The organism is Staphylococcus sp. LKG4-2 (genome assembly GCF_050955665.1).
Classification (GTDB): Bacteria; Bacillota; Bacilli; order Staphylococcales; family Staphylococcaceae; genus Staphylococcus; species Staphylococcus saprophyticus.
The window spans coordinates 1,284,974-1,308,403 of sequence record NZ_CP194532.1 but is presented as its reverse complement, the minus strand read 5'-3'; the positions used below and the strand labels follow the sequence as shown (position 1 = coordinate 1,308,403).

The 23,430-nt window shown below is 33.3% G+C and carries 17 protein-coding genes; 6 read left to right on the top strand and 11 right to left on the bottom strand.

From position 1 onward, the window contains the following. The first annotated feature begins 56 nt into the window (after positions 1 to 56). A complete protein-coding gene (locus ACM6UH_RS06505; RefSeq protein WP_047504071.1) occupies positions 57 to 1,217 on the top strand; it encodes a pyridoxal-phosphate-dependent aminotransferase family protein in 1,161 nt (386 codons plus the stop codon). Beyond that, positions 1,210 to 2,826, top strand: coding sequence for a phosphoglycerate dehydrogenase (gene serA, locus ACM6UH_RS06500; protein ID WP_047504075.1), 1,617 nt, complete (start codon positions 1,210 to 1,212; stop codon positions 2,824 to 2,826). The genes ACM6UH_RS06505 and serA overlap by 8 nt, the downstream gene beginning before the upstream one ends. An 84-nt stretch (positions 2,827 to 2,910) precedes the next feature. Here serA and ACM6UH_RS06495 read toward each other — a convergent pair whose 3' ends face one another. The 3 genes from ACM6UH_RS06495 to ACM6UH_RS06485 all read right to left on the bottom strand — a co-directional run bounded on the left by ACM6UH_RS06495 (position 2,911) and on the right by ACM6UH_RS06485 (position 6,530). Further along, a complete protein-coding gene (locus tag ACM6UH_RS06495; protein WP_011302883.1) occupies positions 2,911 to 4,032 on the bottom strand; it encodes an HAD family hydrolase in 1,122 nt (373 codons plus the stop codon). A gap of 214 nt (positions 4,033 to 4,246) precedes the next feature. Then, positions 4,247 to 5,731 (bottom strand): N-acetylglucosamine-specific PTS transporter subunit IIBC, encoded by a 1,485-nt coding sequence (gene nagE, locus ACM6UH_RS06490; protein WP_047504080.1) that lies wholly within the window; start codon positions 5,729 to 5,731, stop codon positions 4,247 to 4,249. A gap of 175 nt (positions 5,732 to 5,906) precedes the next feature. Further along, complete coding sequence (locus ACM6UH_RS06485) at positions 5,907 to 6,530, bottom strand: lysophospholipid acyltransferase family protein (protein WP_011302881.1); 624 nt, start codon at positions 6,528 to 6,530, stop codon at positions 5,907 to 5,909. A 166-nt stretch (positions 6,531 to 6,696) separates the two neighbouring features. Here ACM6UH_RS06485 and ACM6UH_RS06480 point away from each other — a divergent pair, with 166 nt between their 5' ends. Beyond that, positions 6,697 to 7,971, top strand: coding sequence for a S1C family serine protease (locus ACM6UH_RS06480; protein ID WP_011302880.1), 1,275 nt, complete (start codon positions 6,697 to 6,699; stop codon positions 7,969 to 7,971). 291 nt (positions 7,972 to 8,262) lie between these two features. Here ACM6UH_RS06480 and tyrS read toward each other — a convergent pair whose 3' ends face one another. Further along, the gene (gene tyrS, locus ACM6UH_RS06475; protein WP_048787022.1) at positions 8,263 to 9,525 is read right to left on the bottom strand and encodes a tyrosine--tRNA ligase; all 1,263 of its coding nucleotides are present in this window, start codon (positions 9,523 to 9,525) and stop codon (positions 8,263 to 8,265) included. 405 nt (positions 9,526 to 9,930) lie between these two features. Here tyrS and ACM6UH_RS06470 point away from each other — a divergent pair, with 405 nt between their 5' ends. Continuing rightward, the gene (locus ACM6UH_RS06470; RefSeq protein ID WP_047504083.1) at positions 9,931 to 10,842 is read left to right on the top strand and encodes a biosynthetic peptidoglycan transglycosylase; all 912 of its coding nucleotides are present in this window, start codon (positions 9,931 to 9,933) and stop codon (positions 10,840 to 10,842) included. 237 nt (positions 10,843 to 11,079) lie between these two features. On the opposite strand, the gene ACM6UH_RS06465 is transcribed toward ACM6UH_RS06470, so the two are convergent. Together ACM6UH_RS06465 and acsA are read right to left on the bottom strand one after the other, a co-directional pair. Next, a complete protein-coding gene (locus tag ACM6UH_RS06465) occupies positions 11,080 to 12,747 on the bottom strand; it encodes a formate--tetrahydrofolate ligase (RefSeq protein WP_048787023.1) in 1,668 nt (555 codons plus the stop codon). A gap of 596 nt (positions 12,748 to 13,343) precedes the next feature. Then, positions 13,344 to 15,053 (bottom strand): acetate--CoA ligase, encoded by a 1,710-nt coding sequence (gene acsA, locus ACM6UH_RS06460; RefSeq protein WP_047504087.1) that lies wholly within the window; start codon positions 15,051 to 15,053, stop codon positions 13,344 to 13,346. Between the two features lie 179 nt (positions 15,054 to 15,232). Between acsA and ACM6UH_RS06455 the strand changes: the two genes are divergently transcribed. Continuing rightward, positions 15,233 to 15,865, top strand: coding sequence for a hypothetical protein (locus ACM6UH_RS06455; protein ID WP_002483009.1), 633 nt, complete (start codon positions 15,233 to 15,235; stop codon positions 15,863 to 15,865). Between the two features lie 13 nt (positions 15,866 to 15,878). Continuing rightward, entirely contained in the window at positions 15,879 to 17,036 is a 1,158-nt protein-coding gene (locus ACM6UH_RS06450) for an acetoin utilization protein AcuC (RefSeq protein WP_011302874.1), read from the top strand. A 296-nt stretch (positions 17,037 to 17,332) separates the two neighbouring features. Here ACM6UH_RS06450 and ccpA read toward each other — a convergent pair whose 3' ends face one another. From ccpA to murC, 5 genes are all read right to left on the bottom strand, one after another. Then, positions 17,333 to 18,322 carry a catabolite control protein A gene (gene ccpA, locus ACM6UH_RS06445; protein WP_433911943.1) on the bottom strand — a complete coding sequence of 330 codons (990 nt, stop codon included), beginning with the start codon at positions 18,320 to 18,322 and terminating at the stop codon, positions 17,333 to 17,335. Between the two features lie 310 nt (positions 18,323 to 18,632). Further along, positions 18,633 to 19,724: a bifunctional 3-deoxy-7-phosphoheptulonate synthase/chorismate mutase gene (locus tag ACM6UH_RS06440; protein WP_061046331.1), complete on the bottom strand. Its 1,092-nt coding sequence runs from the start codon at positions 19,722 to 19,724 to the stop codon at positions 18,633 to 18,635. 388 nt (positions 19,725 to 20,112) lie between these two features. After that, positions 20,113 to 21,453, bottom strand: coding sequence for a YtxH domain-containing protein (locus tag ACM6UH_RS06435; protein WP_048787025.1), 1,341 nt, complete (start codon positions 21,451 to 21,453; stop codon positions 20,113 to 20,115). Positions 21,454 to 21,532: 79 nt separating this feature from the next. Beyond that, positions 21,533 to 22,027, bottom strand: a complete 495-nt coding sequence (locus ACM6UH_RS06430) for a DUF948 domain-containing protein (RefSeq protein ID WP_002483004.1) — start codon at positions 22,025 to 22,027, stop codon at positions 21,533 to 21,535. Between the two features lie 70 nt (positions 22,028 to 22,097). Next, positions 22,098 to 23,411, bottom strand: a complete 1,314-nt coding sequence (gene murC / locus ACM6UH_RS06425) for a UDP-N-acetylmuramate--L-alanine ligase (protein WP_011302870.1) — start codon at positions 23,409 to 23,411, stop codon at positions 22,098 to 22,100. Between the last annotated feature and the right edge of the window lie 19 nt (positions 23,412 to 23,430).

Sequence of the window (23,430 nt, the reverse complement as noted above, 5' to 3'; positions counted from 1 at the left end):
TTATTTTCTGAAAATTTGATAAACTTGTATAATCTTAAGCATTGGGGGAATTAGTCATGAAATATTATCATCCATTGTTACTTACACCAGGACCTACACCAGTACCAGAACAAATATTAAACGCAACACAATTACCTATGGTTGGACACCGATCAAGTGATTTTGAATCAATAGCGGAGGAAGCATTTCGCGCACTAAAACCTATCTTTGGTGCTAAAAACGATGTCATCATCTTAACTTCAAGCGGTACAAGTTCTCTTGAAGCAAGTATGCTAAACCTAGCTAACCCAGAAGATGATATTGTGATTATTGTTTCCGGTGCATTCGGTAATCGCTTTAAACAAATTGCTGAATCCTATTATGAAAATGTACATATTTTTGAAGTCGAATGGGGTAAAGCTGTCAATGTACCCGATTTTATAGATTTCTTAAAATCTTTGAATAGACAAGTCACAGCTGTCTACAGTCAATATTGTGAAACATCAACCGCCGTCTTACATCCTGTGAATGAATTAGGTCATGCTTTAAAAAATTATGATCCATCCATTTTTTACGTAGTCGACGGTGTAAGCTGTATTGGTGCTGTTGATGTGGATTTAGAACGAGATCAAATTGATGTACTTATTTCAGGAAGTCAAAAAGCAATTATGTTACCACCAGGATTGGCATTTGTCGCATATAATGATCGTGCGAAAGCTAGATTTGCCGAGGTCACTACACCACGTTTCTATTTAGATTTAAATAAATATCTAAAATCACAAGCTGAACATTCAACACCCTTTACGCCGAATGTTTCACTGTTTAGAGGGGTCAATGCTTATGCACAATTAGTAAATGAAGAAGGATTTGAACAAGTTATACGTCGTCATTACGCTATTCGCGATGCGTTAAGACAAGCGTTAACCGCTTTGGATTTAAATCTTCTTGTAGACGAAGCTTATGCTTCTCCTACCGTTACTGCCTTTATACCGAATTCAAAAGAAGAATTAAATTATATTAAAACAGAACTAAAAAAACGCTTCGCCATCACCATTGCAGGCGGTCAAGGCCATTTAAAAGGAGAAATTTTACGCATTGGTCATATGGGGCAAATCTCACCTTTCGATATATTACAAGTCGTATCAGCTTTAGAAATTCTCTTAACAGAATATAGAAATCAATCTTATATTGGCACAGCCATTACTCAGTATACGGAGGTTATCAAAGCATATGTATAAAATTTTAGTATCAGATCCAATCTCACCAGAAGGTTTAAAAAGCTTAATCGATCACAATGATTTTGAAGTTGTCATCGATACAGAGTTAGATGAAGCAGAACTTATTAATCAAATTGCAGATTATCAAGCACTTATCGTTCGTAGTCAAACGCAAGTAACTGAGGCAATCATTGAAGCTGCCCCAAATTTAAAAGTGATTGCGAGAGCCGGTGTTGGTGTAGATAACATCGATGTCGATGCAGCGACAAAACATGGTGTGATTGTTATTAACGCACCTGATGGTAATACAATTTCTGCAACAGAACATTCAATGGCAATGATTTTATCCATGGCTCGTAATATTCCTCAGGCACATCAATCGTTGAAAGACGGCAAGTGGGATCGTAAGACATATCGCGGAACTGAACTTTACAATAAAACGCTTGGCGTCATTGGTGCCGGTAGAATTGGTTTGGGTGTCGCTAAACGTGCACAAAGCTTTGGGATGCACATTTTAGCATTTGATCCTTATCTTTCTGAAGATAAAGCGAAAGAATTGAATGTCACTCGAGCTACTGTCGAAGAAATTGCAGAGCAATCAGATTTCGTTACAGTTCACACGCCACTTACACCAAAAACAAAAGGCATTGTAGGTAAAGCATTTTTCGAGAAAGCTAAACCAAATTTGCAAATTATAAATGTAGCACGTGGTGGTATTATTGATGAAGCCGCTTTGGTTGATGCGCTTAATCAAAATCAAATACAAAGTGCGGCAATAGACGTATTTGAAAGTGAGCCAGCAACGGAATCCCCTCTTGTAAATCATGAAAAAATTATTGTAACGCCACACCTTGGAGCTTCAACTGTGGAGGCACAAGAAAAAGTTGCAGTATCAGTAGCAAACGAAATTGTTGATATATTTGAAAATGGTAATGTATTCAATGCGATTAATGCACCGAAAATGACTTATAGTGAAATTAATGATGAATTAAAACCATATATTGAATTAAGTCAACTTACTGGTGAAGTTGGTATACAATTGCTTGAAAAAGCACCCCGTGAATTGCATATTAAATATGAAGGCGACATTGCTCTAGATGACACAAGTTTACTTACGCGTACGCTCGTATCAGGTGTATTAAAACAAGATCTAGCAGAGCGTGTAAACTTAATTAATGCACTCGTACTTCTTAATGAACAAGGTGTGTCTTATAATATTGAAAAAAATGCAAAACATCGTGGGTTTAGTAACTATATTGAATTAACCCTTATAAACAAAGATACACAAATTAAAATAGGTGCTACAGTATTAAATGGATACGGCCCTAGAATAGTAAGAATCAATGACTATCCCGTTGACTTTAAACCAGAGCGCCATCAGCTTGTCATCAATCATAATGATAGACCAGGTATTGTAGGTCGTACTGGTCAAATTCTAGGGGAATATGGCATTAATATTGCTTCTATGCACCTTGGTCGTATTAATCAAGGTGGTAACGCATTAATGATTTTATCTATTGATCATCCAGTTACTGATGATGTTATAGATGGCTTATATGAAATTGAAGGTTTCAATTTAATTAGAAGCGTTGAACTTGAAATAGAACCAGATGCAAATTATATTATTTAAATAAATAATAAAAGCAGCTTAATCCTTATAAAGCGAAGGGTTAAGCTGCTTTTTTATCTAATATACGATTGTAACAGGTTATTTTTACAATAAAATATTTCTAATCTCACCTACATGATCGACAATATAATCAGCACCATAATCTACTAATTCATCACGTGCATGTATACCTTTCAAACCTGTTAACGGTCCGATAAATGTTGCTCCTATCTTTTTCGCACTCAATAAATCTGCTAAAGAATCGCCAACAACAAAGACTTCATCTTTGTCTACACGATTTTCTTGATTAGTAGCATAGTGTCTATATTTATCTTGATGGTTCCCTTCCAATGTCGCTAAATAGCTAAATGGATTAGGCTTACCTAAAGGCTTTAATTCTGGATATAAATCTTCTGCAATTAAAACTTCACTGGCAGTTACAATATGTACTTCATCAAAGTAAGACTTAATACCTATTGTTTCAAAAGGCACAATTGTTTCAGTTCTCGGTCTGCCAGTTGCTATGGCAATATGATAATTTGCCGACTTTAAATCTGCTAATAATTGCTTAATCTCTGATACAGGTCGTAACACGACTTCATTATATATATAGCCATGTTTAAAGTCAGACCGGTTTTCTTTCTTTTCTATCTCGTTGAAAAGTTGATGTCCTAAATACCATTCTTGATAAACTTCTTGTGCAAGCATCCAGAACGGACTTTTCAGTTCAAATACGGCTGTTTTTGTCGTATTTAATTGTTCACTCGCATAATGTATTAAATCTTGATAAATATTTTCCTTACCTGCTGTTACACCATCTAGGAATGATAGTGGCAATGTAAAATCTAAAGAAACACTTTCAATTTTTTCACCTATCCACTGAAACGTCTCTTGTCCAAATTGATTAGAATCGAGCACGCGATTGACATCTTCAGAAGGCAATGTCTTACAAATTTCAATAAAATGGATTGCCAAAACGACAAACAACATATCCCAATTGGAATTTAAGCCTAACGATTTTAATTTAGTTAATATTTCATCATGATAAAAAACAATAGCTCTTATTTCAGAGATTTTTGCATCACTTAAATTTTCAAACTGTACAGTTGTATCTAAACCTATGTATGACTCACTCATCAGGATTTCATAAACAGTTAGTGCAGATACATCAAAACACCTTTCTTCACTTAAAAAAACACCATCAACATCAAATAATACCGACTTCATTATACCAACTCTCCTTTAATCAGAAAATTCTGATACTAGTATATCTTACTATCTTACTATGAAAAGAGCAATGTATTTTCAAGATAAATCATGTGAAAATAAAAGCGGTCAAAGATAAAATTTTTAAATTATTTAAATTTTTCCTTTTCCAATAATGAAGCGATTAAAAAGTCTGAGACAATGATGGATGTCTCAGACTTATCAAGCATTATATTTAATTTTCCATTTGTACTTCTATTTCATCAGCGATTTGCTGTACCTGCGTACCAATAATGACCTGTGTATTATGTTTACCACTTTGTGTAACACCTACAGCACCTGCGCCTTTAATTTTAGCTTCATCAATTACGCTATTATCATGCAATTCCATTCGTAAACGTGTTGCACAGTTTGTTAATGACATAATATTTTCCTTGCCGCCAAGACCTTCTAAAATTTGTTTAGCTGGTTGCGAATATTTATTTGTCGATTTAGTTTGTGTTTCATTTTCATCAACATCACCTGTTGTAGCTTCATCTGATGTTGGATCAGGAAGTAAATTATCGCCACGTCCTGGTGTGTTTAATTTCAGTACTTTTATAGCAAGTCTAAATACAACATAATAAATAACAAAGAATACTAAGCCTTGTACAAGTAGCATATAAGGTTGATTAGATACTGGATTGATTAATGACAAGACATAGTCAATTAATCCTGCACTAAATGAAAATCCAGCTGTCCAGTGAAATAGTGCTGCTATAAACATAGATAAACCCGTTAATAATGCATGGATAACAAAAAGTATTGGTGCAACAAACATAAATGAAAATTCAATAGGTTCGGTAACACCTACAAAAAATGCTGAAATTGCGCCACCAAACATTAAACCATATACACGTTTTTTCTGTTTTGATTCTGCAGTATGATACATAGCTAAAGCTGCTGCTGGAATACCAAACATCATAACTGGGAAAAACCCAGCCATGTATCGTCCTGTAACACCATGAACTGCACCATCGCCAGTTTGGAATTTTGCAATATCATTTATACCTGCTAAATCAAACCAAAATACTGAGTTTAAAGCGTGATGTAAACCTGTCGGAATTAACAAACGGTTGAAGAAACCATACAAGAATGCACCTACAGGGCCTAAGTCTAAAATCCATGTCCCAAATATAACGATTGCTGAAAAAATGAACGGCCAAACAAATAACATGATTACAGCCAAAATAATACTAAAAAAAGCTGTTAAAATCGGTACTAATCGCTTACCACTAAAGAAGGATAAAGCTATTGGTAATTCTGTTTTACTGAATTTATTGTAGGTATATGCTGCAATTAAACCAATAATTAAGCCGATAAAAACATTTGAATTATTCATTTGTTCAAATGCTGCATCCACACCCGTCTCTTTAACCCCCAGTAACGGCGCCAATTTTTCTGGACTCAATACTACTGTCGTTAAAAAGAAACCTACAGCTGCCGCAAGTGCTACAGCCCCATCATTTTTCTTAGCCATACCTAATGCTACCCCAATAGCAAAGAGGATACCAAGTTGCTCAAGTATCGTAGAACCTGCAGAAGAAAAGAATGCAGCTACTGTCGGTAATATCCCCAATGCCAATAATGCGTTACCGATACCTATTATGATTGCTGCTGCTGGTAAAACTGCAACCGGTAGCATAAGAGATCTACCTAGTCTTTGAAAGAAACTAAACATAACAATTCCCCATTTCAAATAGTTAATTACATATAAAAACACCACATGCACAGTATAGTCCACGTGGTGTATGTAAACGATTTACTCGCTGTCATTGTACAATTACATAATAACACATAATTTAAAAATTACGTATAAAAATATAATAGTCTTACTATTTCAAAAAAATTGAATATTAATTATTATTTTTTACATAATCATTTAATTCCGATTGTAATTGTATTGTTTTTCTTTCTAATTCTTTTGTTAAATATTCTAGTTTTTCATTACGTTTCATTGTTTTTGGTAAATTTTTAGTTTCAATCGGTTCACCAAATTTAATAATGGCTTTCCCAGTAACTAAACCTTTGATTTTTTTAGGACCCACATATGCTGCTGGTAATATTGGGGCTTGCGCCATTAAAGCAATCGTTACTGCACCCCTTTTCATTGGTGCACCTTCATCATATTTCATACGATGCCCTGTTGGAAAAATACCAACTGTTTTATTTTCTTTTAATAACTTAATGGGTTTTTTTAGTGTACTCGGTCCCGGATTTTCTCTATCGACTGGAAACGCATTAAGAGAAGATAAAAACTTGCCAAACCATTTGTTATTAAACAATTCTTTCTTCGCCATATAATGAATTTGATTTGGATAAATTGCAGTTCCTAACATAATCACTTCATTATAGCTTTCATGAGTACATGTCACAACATATCTATGAAGTTGCGGAATATTTTCTTTTCCTTGAACTTCTAATGATTTACTTATTTTCAGTATGATCAATTCCAATAGACCACTTATAAATTTATACATCTTCGCACCTACTTCGTTTTGCTAATATTTACTTATTGATTTTATCACTTAGTCTTATTATGAACAAGGAGATTTATATTTCAGTCTAAAGTCGTATAGTGATATACTAGAAAAAGTTGTATAAAACTTTCATAATAGGATATAGAGTAATTATCGGAGGTAGCATATGTCAGAATTTAACAATGAAAATAATACAAATCAGCAACCAACACAAACGACTCAGCCATCAAAAAAGAGATTCAAACCTAAATTCCCGTGGTTTAAAACCATAATTGTTGCCTTAGTTGCAGGCATTATCGGTGCCTTAATTGTTCTAGGAGTGGGAAGACTTATGGAAAGCACGGTACTTGATAATGGTGGTTCCGATGTGAACGAAGCTTCTAATCATAATAGCGGTGGAAATACCTTAGATGGTAAAAGCGATAAATATGATTCAGTTAATCAAATGATTAATGACGTTTCCCCTGCTATTGTTGGTGTAATCAATATGCAGAAAGCACAAAATTTAAATGACCTTTTAAAAGGTAAATCAAATAAATCACAAGAAGCTGGCGTTGGCTCAGGTGTCATTTATCAAAAAAATAATGGTTCTGCTTATATTGTAACCAATAACCATGTCATTGATGGTGCGAGTGAGATTAAAGTACAATTGCATAATTCTAAACAAGTCGATGCTAAATTAATCGGTAAAGATGCGTTAACAGATATGGCCGTACTCAAAATAAATGATAGCAAAGGTACCAAAGCCATTGACTTTGCTAATTCTTCAAAAGTAAAAACCGGAGATAGTGTTTTTGCGATGGGTAACCCTTTAGGCTTAGAGTTTGCTAATTCTGTAACATCAGGCATTATCTCTGCGAGTGAACGTACGATTGACACACAAACATCCGCTGGATCTAATAAAGTAAATGTACTTCAAACTGATGCGGCAATTAACCCTGGTAATTCAGGTGGTGCATTGGTAGATATCAACGGTAACCTTGTTGGTATTAATTCGATGAAGATTGCAAGTGAACAAGTTGAAGGTATCGGCTTTGCAATACCTAGTAACGAAGTAAAAGTAACTATTAAAGAACTTGTAGAAAATGGTAAAATAGAACGTCCTTCTATCGGCATTGGTTTACTTAACGTAAGTGAAATTCCAGAACAGTATAAAGACCAACTGAAAACGTCACGTAAAGATGGCGTATATATCGCTAAAGTTGAAGGAAACAATGGTCTTAAAGAAGGAGACATCATTACACAAATTGATGACAAAAAAGTGAAAGAAGATACAGATGTTCGCTCCTATCTTTATGCAAATAAAAAACCCGGTGATACAGTGAATTTAACTGTAGAACGTAATGGTAAAGAACAAAATATAAAAGTAACATTAAAAGAACAAAAATCATCGAATAACAATGATAGTTCTGAAAGTGAAAGTTCGTCACCTTTTAATTAAATATAAGGTAAGCTATTTAAGTTAATATTTCATATTGGTTTTAAGTCTGGGACATCCATGAATGTCTCAGACTTTTCTTTATATATATTGGATACTAAATCTTAAAAATCTATCGTACTATCAAACTATTTTTAGCACTGCTTTTTAAAACTACTTTCACATTCATATGAATTAGTAGTTCTTTAAAACAGTGAGACTTTACTTTTTCCATTCATTCATCTACTACTCAATAGAAAAGATCGCCATCCCTTGAAACATTCATTCAAAGGATGGCGATCATGTTTAAATATGTTATTTGTAATTAACCATAAAGTATTTTTTCTTACCACGGCGAATAATCGTGAATTCATTTTCGATTTTATCTTCACTTGTAAGTTCATAATTTACATCTTGCTGTCTGATACCATTAATATAGATAGCACCATTGTTTACATCTTCTCGTGCTTGGCGTTTAGAAGATGAAATACCAGTCTCAACAATGACTTCAACAATATTTCTAGTTTCACTACTTAATTCTACTTGAGGTACATCTTTAAAGCCTTCTTTTAATTCTGAGGCAGATAGTGATTGTAAATCACCAGCAAATAGCGCTTGTGAAATACGAATAGCGTCATCTAATGCATCTTGACCATGTATAAAACGCGTAACATTTTCTGCTAAAGCCTTTTGCGCTTCACGTAAATGTGGTGCTTCATTTAATGATTTTTCTAAAGCTTCAATTTCTTCTTGTTCTAAGAAAGTGAAGTATTTCAAGAATTTAATAACATCATCATCTGTCGTGTTAATCCAGAATTGGTAAAATTCATAAGGACTGGTTTTTGCTACATCTAACCAAACAGCGCCCCCTTCAGTTTTACCAAACTTTTTGCCGTCTGATTTTACTACTAAAGGAATAGTAAGCCCATAAGCCTCTGTTTGACCGTACATGCGACGCATTAACTCTATACCACTTGTAATGTTACCCCATTGGTCTGAGCCACCTACTTGTACCTTACAATTGTACGTTCTATTAAGATGACCAAAATCAATCGCTTGTAAAATTGTATATGTGAATTCAGTATAAGAAATACCGTGCTCTAATCGTGTTTGAATAGAATCTTTACCTAACATGTAATTCACACCTACATGTTTACCATAATCACGTAAAAAGTCGATTAAAGAAATTTGTCCTAACCAATCTTTATTATTAACAAGTTTTGCACCTTTTTCAGTATCAAATTCAAATATTTTATGCATTTGTTTATTGATACCTTGTACGTTTGTTTCGACCTGTGCTTCAGTTTGTAAAGTACGTTCTTCAGATTTACCAGAAGGATCGCCAATCATACCTGTCCCACCACCAATTAATACAAGTGGGCGATGTCCATGCTCTTGAAAGCGGCGTAGTGTTAAAAATGGTAATAAATGACCGATATGCAAACTATCTGCTGTTGGATCTGCACCACAATATAATGTCACTTGCTCTTTGTTCAAGATGTTTTCTATTCCAGACTCATCTGTTTGTTGATAGATTAAACCTCTCCATTTTAAATCTTCTAATAGTGCGTTTGTCATTGTATCAACCTCCTGTATTAATTAAGATATCGCTTTGAATAAAAGTTCGAGTTAAGTAGTATGTGTTAAATTGCAACATATATAGATTTCTAAAAAAATAGAAAAACGCCCTTACAAATTAATGTAAGGGCGCATGCGCACGGTACCACCATACTTTAAGTCAAATAACTTTATTAATGATACGTTCATTAACTAAAACGTTTGGATTCATTAAAAACTTAAGGTGTATTCACAAATTATGTAACATTAGTTCACAGCAACCACTAACTCTCTTTAGTTTACACAAAACGCTACTTCTCCTCTATCCAAAAACGATATCGAATTGATACTTATTATAATTAACTATAATTTAAAAGTCAATAACATAAATTGTGTTATAATGTTGCTTAAATAAGGAGGCAACATATGACGCACCAAAAAGTTGAAAATAATTTACAACATCAACCGCAAATATCAAAGTATGAAAAATTTGAAATCATTTACAAAAAACTCAAACATATTTTTATTGGTTTTTTTACGATTCTTACATGTACCTTAATCATACTATTAGTCATTACTGTATTTTATTTTCAAAGCATCACTAAAGAATCAGAACACATATCTGATAATACACTAAGATTGAAATTGCTTAATATTCCCGGTACTCAGGATATTAACTATAGTAATCAACATATCCTTTCCGAATATAACCAATCATTAAACCCATTAATAGTGGGTCCTAAAAATGTTAATAAAAATATAATTAAAGCATTAACAGCTTCCGAAGATAGCTTATTTTATAGACATAATGGTATTTTACCTAAAGCATTACTGCGAGCAGTTGGACAGGATTTATTTAATACCGATGCAGCAACGGGCGGCAGTACAATTACTCAACAATTAGTAAAGAATCAAGTCTTAACCAACGAAAAAACTTATGATCGAAAAGCAAATGAGCTTGTGTTGTCTATGCGCGCTGAAACCTTACTAACAAAAGATGAAATTATATATACATATTTAAACATTGTACCTTTTGGTCGTGATTATAATGGAGCTAATATATCTGGTATTTCATCAGCTTCCTATAGTTTGTTTGGAAAGCCACCTTCAGAAGTTAATATTGCTGAATCTGCATACCTCATTGGTTTATTACAAAGTCCTTATTATTACACACCTTATCAAGAAGATGGTGTCCTCAAACCAGATGATCAAATTCAAATAGGCATCAATAGACAACATTATGTATTAAAACGTATGTTAGTTGAAAAGAAAATAACACAGCATGAATTTAATCAATCAGAAAAATTTGATATCAAAAAGCATTTAATGACAAAATAAATACATAAAAATCGCTATAAAATAATCTGTATCAGTTAATTATTTCATAGCGATTTTTTATAGTTTTAGATTAGAGTCATATCTATGCCTACGAAATTTTAAAGTAGTATGTGACTTTTAACATCGTAAGCGTATAGACAATAAATTAAGAAAGCAACCTAATGCGCGAGCACATTAGATTGCCATTATAGTTAATAAAAATGTCTGTTAACAACATTTCATTGTGCCGTTAAACTATTAGAATAAACCTACTGCATGTCCATCATCTGTAACATCCATATTTAATGCTGCTGGTTTTTTAGGTAAACCTGGCATTGTCATAATTGCACCTGTTAAAGCAACAATAAATCCTGCACCTGTTTTTGCTTCTAATTCACGAATAGTAATTTCAAAACCCTCTGGTGCACCTAACTCTGTAGCATCATCCGTAAATGAATATTGTGTCTTAGCCATACAAATAGGATAGTTATCCCAACCATTTTCTTTAAATTGTTTTAATTGTTTCTGAGCTTTACTACTAAATGCAACTTTGGCACCACCATAAATTTCTTTTACAATGGTTTCAATTTTATCTTCTAACGGTTGTTCTAATTCATATAAATGTTTGAAATCTTGTGGTTGATCGATGACTTCTAAGACTTCGTTAGCTAAATCGATACCACCTTTACCGCCTTTTTCCCAAACTTCTGTTAGAGCTAAACGCACGCCATTTTCTTTGGCCCACTGTTCAACAAATTCAGTTTCTGCTTCTGTATCATGTACAAACGCATTTAATGCAACTACCGGTTCTAAGCCATATTTTTTAACGTTTTTCACATGGCGTTCTAAGTTTACGATACCTTGTTTTAATGCGTCTACGTTCTCTTCTTTTAAGTTATCTTTAGCTATACCACCATGCATTTTAATAGCACGAATTGTTGCAACGACAACTACGGCAGATGGTTCAAAACCTGCTTCACGCGCTTTGATATCAATGAATTTTTCTGCACCTAAGTCAGATCCAAAGCCAGCCTCTGTAACTACAATATCTGCTAAATCTCTAGCTGTCTCTGTAGCTAAGATTGAATTACAACCATGTGCAATGTTGGCAAATGGGCCTCCATGTACTAATGCAGGTGTTCCCTCAATTGTTTGTACCAAGTTCGGTTTAATCGCATCTTTTAAAATCATCGCTAACGCACCTTCAACTTTTAGGTCAGCAACGGTTACTGGCTTACGACTACGTGTATAACCGATTGTAATATTACTTATTTTAGATTTTAAGTCGTTTATATCGTTAGCTAGGCATAAAATGGCCATTATTTCTGAAGCGACCGTGATATTGAAACCATCTTCACGTGGTACACCTTGTGTAGGACCACCTAGTCCAACAATCACATTACGTAACGCACGGTCATTCATATCTAATACACGTTTCCACTCGATACGTCTTTGATCAATCTCCAATTCATTTCCCTGATGAATATGATTATCGATAAATGCAGATAATGCGTTATTCGCTGTAGTAATCGCATGGAAGTCACCATTAAAGTGTAAATTAATGTCTTCCATAGGTAATACTTGTGCATAACCACCACCAGTGGCACCACCTTTGATACCGAATGTTGGCCCTAATGCTGGTTCACGAAGTGTGACCATTACTTTTTTCTTAAGTTGATTGAATGCATCTGCTAAACCAACCGTAACAGTTGATTTACCTTCACCAGCAGGCGTAGGACTCATAGCAGTAACTAACACTACTTTACCTTTGCCATTATTCTGTTGTACCTGATTAATATCAATCTTCGCTTTATAATGTCCATAAGGTTCTAGTGCATCTGAAGGAATTCCCGCCTTCTCAGCAATTTCTCCTATCGGTTTTAATGTTGATTGATTTGCAATATCTAAATCAGATAAATGTGCCAAATTCATTCGCCCCTTCTTAAAATAAATTTTTAAATCAATAATCTTTATATGCTAGTGATATATACTACTGATAAAAAATAATTCCTTACATAGTTAATTTTAACCAACTTAAATAGCATTGTCGACAAATAGAGATAGCGCTTTCAAATTTATATGTGTAAAATTGTAAATTTAAACTAAAAACATATACTTATATTGCACTATTACACCATATGTCGCTATGAGTTTTAATTCATTAATCATGGTAACTTACTTTACTTAGATATCGTAGTTTATCATAATGCTTAATACATCTGCTTTCTATAAATTTTTTTCAGTACTTCCATTTATGTAAATGAAGAAACTAAAATTTTAAATTGCAGTGCTAATTACTTTAAATCACTATCTTGAATCAATTAACGACTTATTGTTAATAGGCTAAATATTGCTAAGTTGGTATTATTTTAAATTAATAAAAGCTATACCCTTTAAATGTTTAAGGATATAGCTTTTGTTTCATTTTAATCATTTATACAATTGTATTTGATAGCTACGATAATAAATTAAATATGATTTCACTTTAGCATGTAAATTCAACTCGTCTTTTATCGTTTATACTAGTCTTCCATAGTACTTAAATCGCCTTCTGGCAGATCTAATTCCCATGCTTTTAATACGCGACGCATGATTTTACCTGAACGTGTTTTTGGTAATTTTTCTTTAAATTCGATTTCTCTTGGTGCAGCATGTGCCGCTAAGCCTTCTTTTACAAACTTACGAATTTCTTCTTTAAGTTCATCTGATTCTTGATAATCAGGTCGTAACGCCACAAATGCTTTGATAATTTCACCACGAACTGGATCTGGCTTACCAATTACACCCGCTTCAGCTACTGCTTCATGTTCAACCAATTTAGACTCAACTTCAAATGGGCCAACACGTTCACCAGCTGTCATAATCACATCATCAACACGGCCTTGGAACCAATAATAGCCATCTTCATCTTTATATGCAGAGTCGCCTGATACATACCAATCTCCAATGAAATAAGAATCATATTTCTCTGGATTTTTCCAAATGGACACCATCATAGATGGCCAACCTTTTTTAATCGCTAGATTACCCATACGATTCGCTGGTAATTCATTACCTTGATCATCAATGATTGCTGCTTCTACCCCTGGTAAAGGTTTACCCATTGAGCCTAATTTTACATCCATAGAAGGATAATTGACGATCATATGACCACCAGTTTCTGTCATCCACCACGTATCGAGTACACGTTTGCCAAAGACATCTTTTGCCCATTTAATGACCTCTGGATTTAAAGGTTCGCCAACAGATAAAATACTCTTGATTGAAGAAAGATCATATTTTTCAACTACATCATCCCCTGCACTCATTAACATTCTAAGTGCTGTAGGTGCTGTATACCAAATGGTAACTTTAAATTCTTCAATCATACTGTACCAAGCCTCTGGTGAAAATCTTCCACCAGCAATACAGTTTGTTACACCACTTAACCAAGGACTAAAGATACCATATGATGTTCCTGTGACCCAACCAGGATCTGCAGTACACCAATAAACATCATCCTCTTTAAAATCTAATACATACTTACCTGATATATAATGTAAGAGCATTGCTCTTTGTGCATGTAAAACACCTTTAGGTTGTCCGGTAGAACCAGAAGTATAGTGAAGTATCAAACCGTCATCCATTGTTAACCATTCTGTATCAAATGACTCACTTGCTTGTTGGAATTCACTATTAAAATCGACATAGTTTTCATCAACGGCTTCGTCTACGACAACAATTGTTTCTAAATGAGGTAGATTTTCTTTAGGAATTCTAGGAAGTAACGCATTCGTTGTAATAATTACTTTTGCTTCACTATTTTGTAAACGATCGCCAACCGCTTTTTCCATAAATGCTTCAAATAGAGGTCCAACAATTGCACCTATTTTCAAAGTTCCAAACAACGCAAAATAGAGTTCTGGTGTTCTCGGCATAAATACAAAAACACGATCTCCTTTTTCAACATTTGCTTTTTCTTTTAAAACATTCGCAGCTTTATTTGAATTGATTTTCATTTCTTCAAAAGTATAACTTTCTTTACGTTTATCATCTTTATAATGTAAGGCAATTTTATCCCCTTTGCCTTCGTCCACATGACGATCTATACATTCATGTGCCATATTAACATTGCCAGATTCGTACCATGAAAATGATTTTTCTACATCTTTCCAGTTAAAATGATTGTATTCTTTTTCATAGTCTTGAAGGTTAAAATCTCCACTTTCACCTTTATAAACTTCTACTTTCATTTTAAATCCCCCTCTGAATGAAATCGCTTGCTTAAAAATTATTATAACGAATGTTATCGGAATTTTCAAAATAATAAGTGTAAGCGTATTTATTTATATGTTATTTTTCCTCTTTTTAACTTATAATGTAGATAACAAACTTGTTGACTATATTATATGCGGTAGTTTGGAGTGAAAAAATGAAACATATCAAAACATATCAATCTCAAACCTATCACTTAAATGAAGGTGATTTTATAATAGAAGGTCCTGTACCACTTTCTTCACTCGATACGATGACGTTTGATGATGGTTTATATGCATTTCGACCACCTAAAGATCAATTTGAGGCAATAAAAGAAATCAGTGAACTAGAAGAAGGTCGTATCTATGTCTTACATGAAGCACAACATATCATCGGTTATGTGACTTATCACTATCCAGATCCACTCGAACGTTGGTCTAGTGGCAATCTAGATTATTTAATCGAACTTGGTGCTATTGAAATCAGTTTGCCTTATCGACATTTACATTTAGGAAGTGAACTTATCAAATTAAGCTTAAAAGCAGATGAATATGAAGATTATATCGTATTAACTACAGAATATTACTGGCACTGGGATTTAAAAAATTCTGGTCTCGACGTATATGAATATAAAAAACTAATGCAAAAACTAATGGGTTATGGGGGCCTTGAAATTTTTGCTACTGATGACCCTGAAATTACAAGTCATCCTGCAAATTGTTTAATGGCAAGAATTGGTTCACGTATTTCAATCAATCAATTACAAGAATTTGATAATATCAGATTTATGAATCGCTTTTTCTTTTAAAGGGGAGAAATTTATGAGTAATATGCAACAAACTACGGGCTATGTATACGCAAATGAATTACTTCAATATCGTTTTAGCAATGATCATCCTTTTAATCAAATGAGATTAAAACTAACTACAGAATTATTGTTAGATCTAGGCAGTTTAAAGCCTGAACACATCATAACACCGAGAATCGCAACAGATGAGGAATTATCACTAATACATTCTTATGACTACATACAAGCCATTAGACGTGCGTCCCATGGTATTTTAAATTTACAAGAAGCTAAAAAATATGGCTTAGATGGTGATGATACATTGCAATTTAGACGGATGCACCAACATAGCGCTAGAATTGTTGGTGGTGCGTTAAATTTAGCTGATGCTATCATGGATAAAAGCGTTAAAAATGGTTGTCATCTCGGAGGTGGCTTACATCATAGTCTACCAGGTCGTGCAAATGGATTTTGTATATATAACGATGTGGCTATCACTATTGCTTACTTGATTAAACACTATAATCAACGTGTATTATGTATAGACACAGATGCACATCATGGTGATGGTACACAGTGGAGTTTTTACACTGAAGACCAAGCTTTAATTTATTCGATCCATGAAACAGGCAAATTTCTATTTCCTGGATCTGGACATTACACAGAACGTGGTAATGAGCAAGGTTTCGGCTATACAGTTAATATTCCTTTAGAACCATACACAGAAGATAGCTCTTATTTAGAGGTATTTAAGCAAACGATTGAACCTATTATTGCTTCTTTCAAACCAGATATCATTGTTAGTGTTCATGGTGTGGATGTGCATTATTTGGACCCACTAACACATATGAGTTGTACATTAAACACACTTTACCAAATTCCTTATATCATTAAATCTTTGGCTGATACATATACAAATGGCAAAGTCATGATGTTTGGTGGTGGCGGTTATAACATTTGGAAAGTAGTGCCAAGAGCTTGGTCACACGTATTCCTAGCGCTTATAGAAGCACCACCACCACAAGGTCAATTACCCTCACAATGGCTTGAAAAATGGCAACCTTATGCTACCTGTACTTTACCAAAGCACTGGCAGGATGATAAAGAAAATTACATCGATATACCTAGAGAGGAAGAAATTACAGCTACCAATTTAAAACATGCACAACAGGTAATTAGTTGGTTTAAATAGTAAGATTTATAGTTAAAATAATAATTTGAACAACTTGGTCATTTTGAAGAAATCCGCCTAAAACATTGTATGTTAAAAATTTTAGAAGCATTTACTGTTAAGCTTAGATTCATCACCCTACTATGGGTGAAAAATACATGTTCACACCGTATCCCAGATATACATGACCTTTCAAAATATAATAAATACAAAAAAGCTCATCTTCAATATGTACTAGCTCAGAGTATAAATTAAAGCCTACACAATAATTTGTGTAGGCTTTAATTTATATATTTGCTTTAAAACGCATTGACGATTTATTTCGTCGTCCCTCTATATTCAATTCTATGTGGAAGAATAACATTCGGTTCATCAATTTCTTCTTGATTCATATATTTAGTTAATAATCTCATACCTACTGCCCCAATGTCATATAAAGGTTGAATAACACTTGAAAGTTGTGGTCTTACCATCTCAACTAATCTTGTGTTGTTAAAACTAATGATTTGTACATCCTCTGGAACGTTCACACCTTCATCTTGTGCTGCATGTACAAGACCAATAGCTTGTTCATCACTGATTGACAAAATCGCATCTGGTTTTCCAGATTTTAATGATTCAAATGCGCGTAGCCCATCTTTGTAAGTTTCATTGCCATTAAAAATAAGTTCATTTTTTAATTCAAGATGATTTGAATCTAAAACCTCTTTTAGCCCAGTCAATACATCTTCTTGTGCTTTTTTGGAATAATCGCCACCGACAAACGCAAATGTTTTAGCACCTTTTTCAATCAATTCAGTAGTAATTTCTTTTGCTGCTGTTTTGAAATCAATATTAACTGATGAAATACCTTCATCTTTACCATTTGTTCCTGAAACTACAACTGGAACAGATGATTTATTAATAAGTTCTTTAATTTCTTCTGAAATAGTACCACCTAAGAAGATAATACCATCTACTTGTTTACTAAGTAGATTATTGAAAATTTCTTTTTCTTTATTTGGATCGTTATCTGAATTAGAAATAATAGAATGATATTTATACATTGTTGCAATATCTTCTAATCCACGAGCCAATTGTGAATAATAAACATTTGAAATATCTGGTATGATTACGCCAACTGTTGTTGTACGTTTACTTGCTAATCCTCTTGCCACTGCATTCGGACGATAATTTAATTTTTTGATAACATCGTTAACCTTATCACGTGTTTCCGGCTTAACATTCTGATTTCCATTGACAACACGTGAAACAGTTGCCATAGAAACGCGAGCTTCACGAGCTACATCATATATTGTTACAGTCATATTTTCCTCCTTGAAAACGATTTCTTTATCATTGTAACTTGTTTTCATAATATTTTCAAAGTTTACCATATTTTTGCTCATTGTAAAATCATTTTGTTTTTAAAATTCATAAATAATTCAATTCATATGATATGAACGTCTATTTATCTTTAATCGATTTTTATAACTTAATGAATGATACGTCATTTCATACGCTTTTTATTAAAAATAAACCAATTATTAATAAATGTTTTTAAAATAAAAAACCTTATAATCCATACTAACTAAATAGTTAGGATTATAAGGCATTCATTTTAATTAACGTAATACTTTATTTAAGTTGTTTATTATTATACATATCAGCTAATGGTTTAAGTTCTTTATAGAACGCATCAAATTCATTTAAATCCATTTGTTGTCCACTATCACTTAATGCTACAGATGGATCAGGGTGAACCTCAGCCATAATACCATCTGCACCAACAGCTAATCCTGCTTTTGCAGTAGGTAGCATAATATCTTTACGACCAGTGCTATGTGTAACATCTACCATAACTGGTAAGTGTGTGCCTTGTTTTAAAATTGGCACTGCAGAAATATCTAACGTGTTTCTAGTTGCTTTTTCATAAGTACGGATACCACGTTCACATAAAATGATATTTTCATTACCTTGTGATGCGATATATTCAGCTGCAAAAATAAATTCTTCAATCGTTGCTGATAAACCACGTTTTAATAATACAGGTTTATTTGAACGACCAGCTTCTTTTAATAATTCAAAGTTTTGCATATTACGTGCACCAATTTGGAATACATCTAAATATTGATCAGCAACTTCAAAGTCTGCTGGGTTTACAATTTCACTTACAACGTTTAAACCATATTTATCTTTCGTATTTTTAAGTATTTTAAGCCCTTCGACACCTAAGCCTTGGAAATCATACGGTGATGTACGAGGTTTAAATGCGCCACCTCTAATGAATTTCTCACCTCTCGCTTGTAAATTAGCTGCGACTGCATCGACTTGTTCCTGTGATTCAACTGAACATGGACCAAATACAAATGATTTGTTGCCATCTCCAATGATGCCTCCGTTGTCAAATTGAACGATTGTATCTTCTGGTTTTAATTTTCTCGATACATATAAATGTTTTTCATTTTCAGATTTTTGTAAATCAGTAGAGGCTTTAAAAATTTCTTTGAATAGTTGTTTAATCACATTGTCATTAAATGGACCTTCATTTTGATCTAATAACTGATTAATCATTTCTTTTTCGCGTTGTGGGTCGTAAACAAGTGTACCTTGTTTGCGTTTTTCTTCACCAATCTTTTGTGCTATCTTACCTCTTTTAGATAAAAGACCTAAGATTTTTTCATTAATTTCAACTATCTCATCTCTGTATTCTTGTAATTTGTCTGTCATTTTATTCACCTCTATGAAAAATTTTAAAACCAATATTTTATTCTGCTTTAAAGCGATAAAATATATGTTAAAGGTTATTCTAACAATAACTCCTTATAAGTTCAAGTAAGGATTATTAAAAATTCACTTAAAAAGTGAATAACATTAATGATAACTAAATTTTCAGTCATTTTCTAGTTATATTTTACACTATTACTTCTTTTTTATAAATTTTATAGATAAATTTACAAATTCCTTGTTCATGATATGCTTCAAATTCATAAGACATGTCATATTTAATCAACGATACGCTTTACATGATGTTCTATTAAGCAAATAGATATGTATCAAATAATACTACATAAAAAAAGAATCGAACAAAGCGTCCGATTCTTTTTATTAAATATTTTTAATCATTAAATGTTCTTTTATCAATCTTACTTTTTGCTTTTTCTGTTTTTTTCGTTTGTGGTCTGTTTTTTGAATATGTTGCTTCAGATTCAGTAGTACTTTCATTTGTCAAAGTACTTGCGTCTTTTGTAGATGATAGGTTATCTGCAGATTCTGAATCATCATGATTAATGATACCATCATTTTTTGAATCTGAATTTGTAGCAGTTGTTGCTGATTGCGTTTGACCAGAAGCATTTTCATGAACGATGATACCATCTTTAAATGCAACTTGTTTGTGTGTTTGTTTTACTCTTTGGTCTGCGGCTTCTGGTTTAACTTTTGTATCATTTTTTTTATTATCGCCTTGTTCTACTTTATCTGTAGTAGATTCAACAGCACTTTCAACCTTTGGCGTAACCAAATTAGGTACAACTTTATGTTTTGTCTGTGCTGGAGCTTCTGGCTTAAGTAAATTAGCTGTGTTTTCTGCAACAGAAGTATTGTCATCTAATGCTTTATTTTTATTTTTAGCCGCTAATGCTAAACTTGACGCAGTTACCACACCTGCGATTGCCCCTTGCTTACTATCATCTGTTTCATCGCTTTGAGTAACCAAATTCGGCGTTTTATTATTCGTGTTAGTGTTAGCAGGCGCTTCTTCTTTTAAAAGATTAGCTGTGTTTTCTGCAACTTGATTATCTTCATTTAACGCTTCATTTTTATCATGTGCTGCTTTAGCTAATCCACTCGCTGCAACTGCACCACCAGCTGCTGTACTTGCAGTAACTGCATTGCTATTTGAGTTTTCACCATCTATATTCGCATCACTTGTTTCTGTTTCTTCTTTAATTGCATTTTGTTGTGCATTAATTTCACTTTCACTTGGTTCTGCATTTGGATCTATATGTGCTAAACTGTCATCTGATTGATTTGCATCTTCACTAGTTGTCACTTCCTGTTGTTCTTGGGCATCCGGTGACATATTAGCTAAATTATTATCAGAAGTTTCTTGTTGAATCGCTACGCGTTGCGCAGATAATTCTGCATCGGTTACTTCTGTATTTTTATTTTGCGCGTCATCAATAGTTGATTTAATTTCATTTACTTTATCGTCAGCTTCTTGACGTTCTAATTCGGACTGCTCAATAATGCTAGATTTAAATTGATTGTCTTGTTCTGGAATAGATTTATTCGTTGCTCTCGACTTACTAATGGATACTAAACCAACAGCGGAACCTATAACAGCACCTACAATAAATCCATATACAAATTCATTTCTGGCACCTTTTGTAAAATATTCTGGCACTTCGTAACTTTCTAAATTTCTTTCATAATTATCACGGTTATAATACTTCATTGTCCAATGCCCCCTATAACAAATGCACTTAAATAAGTTTCAAACCTCATTTAAGTGCATTTGTTTTTTAATATATGAATTATTTGTTATCTACACGTGTAGTATAGCTATGATTCGTGTCATTTGCTACACTGCTCGTTTTGTAATTTGCACTATCTCTACGATTTCTTCTATTTTGCCATTTATCAGCAACTTCCATTGCTACATTTGACCATTGTACTACTTGAGAAATTTTATCTTCATTTTGAGAAATATTGTGCGTAATTGAGTTTGTCACTCTATCAACAGAACCATTTAAAGTTTGTACAGAATCACCGATACCTTTAACAGCATCAACTACTGAATTTAAACGATCTGATTTGTCTTGAATATCTTCAGTTAAGCGGTTCGCTTTATGAAGTAAATCTGTAGATTCACGCGTAATACCTTGAACCTGTCCTTCGACACCATCAAGTGTTTTTGCTACGTGATCTAAATTTTTCTTAACTGAAAGTAATACCACAACGATACCAATTACTAATATTAGAAATGCAACCGCTGCAATAATTCCAGCTATAGGTAAAATCCATTCCATTTAAAACGCCTCCTATTAATCATATGTTGTTATTTAATATAAATACCCCCATCATTTTAACATAAACATATTAAAATGGAGAAGTAACACCTATTTTTTCCATGTATGCACGTTGAATTTTTTGAATATCTCCTGCACCCATAAATAAAATAACAGCATCACTATATTGTTCAAGCGCATTTACACTTTCCTCATCAATCAATGTTGCACCATCAATTCTTTGAACTAAATCTTGAATCGTTAAGTTACCGCTATTTTCTCTTATCGAACCAAAAATTTCACATAAAAATGTTTTATCGGCTAAACTTAAACATTCTGCAAATTCGCCCAAGAATGCTTGTGTTCTACTAAATGTATGAGGTTGAAACACTGCGATAACATCTTTGTTAGGATATTTTTTTCTCGCTGTCTCAATTGTAGCACTAATTTCTCTAGGATGGTGTGCATAATCATCAACTAATACTTGATTTCCTACTTTTGTTTCATTGAATCTACGTTTCACGCCACCAAAAGTCTCTAATGCTTCTTTAATATTATCGATATTTAAACTTTCTAAGTAACTAATCGTAATAACCGATAAGGCATTTAATATATTATGATCGCCAAATTGTGGTGAAAGGAAAGTATCAAAATATTCACCTTTAAAATATACATCAAATTTTGTACCTTTTTCACTTATCTCTAAATTATCTGCATAAACGTCATCTTTATTTGAAAATCCATAATAATAAACAGGTACGTCTGCTTCAATTTTACGCAAGTGTGTATCATCACCCCAAGCAATAATCGCTTTTTTAACGTTATGCGCCATTTCTTGGAAAGCATTAAATACATCATCAACGTCTTTGAAATAATCTGGATGATCAAAATCTATATTGGTCATAATGGCATAGTCTGGATGATAGCTTAAAAAGTGTCTACGATATTCACATGCTTCAAACGCAAAGTAATCACTTGCTGGTATGCCAAGTCCAGTTCCATCGCCAATTAAGAAAGATGTTTTCTTATCACCATTCATTACGTGTGATAATAAACCAGTTGTCGAAGTTTTACCATGTGCACCAGTTACGGCGACTGACGTATATTGGTTAATAATATGACCTAAGAAGTCATGGTAGCGAATAACTTCAAGTTTTAATTCATGTGCTTTCACAACTTCTTCATGCGTATCCGGGAATGCGTTTCCTTGTACGACTACCATATCTGATTGAATATTATTCGCATCAAATGGCAGTATTTTAATACCATTGTTTTTTAATGCCACTTCTGTAAAAACATAATTTTTAATATCTGAACCTTGTACTTCGTTTCCAAGATCATGCATTATTTGTGCTAATGAACTCATACCGGCACCTTTTATACCGACAAAATGATAATGTGTCATTGTAACACTCCTTTATCTC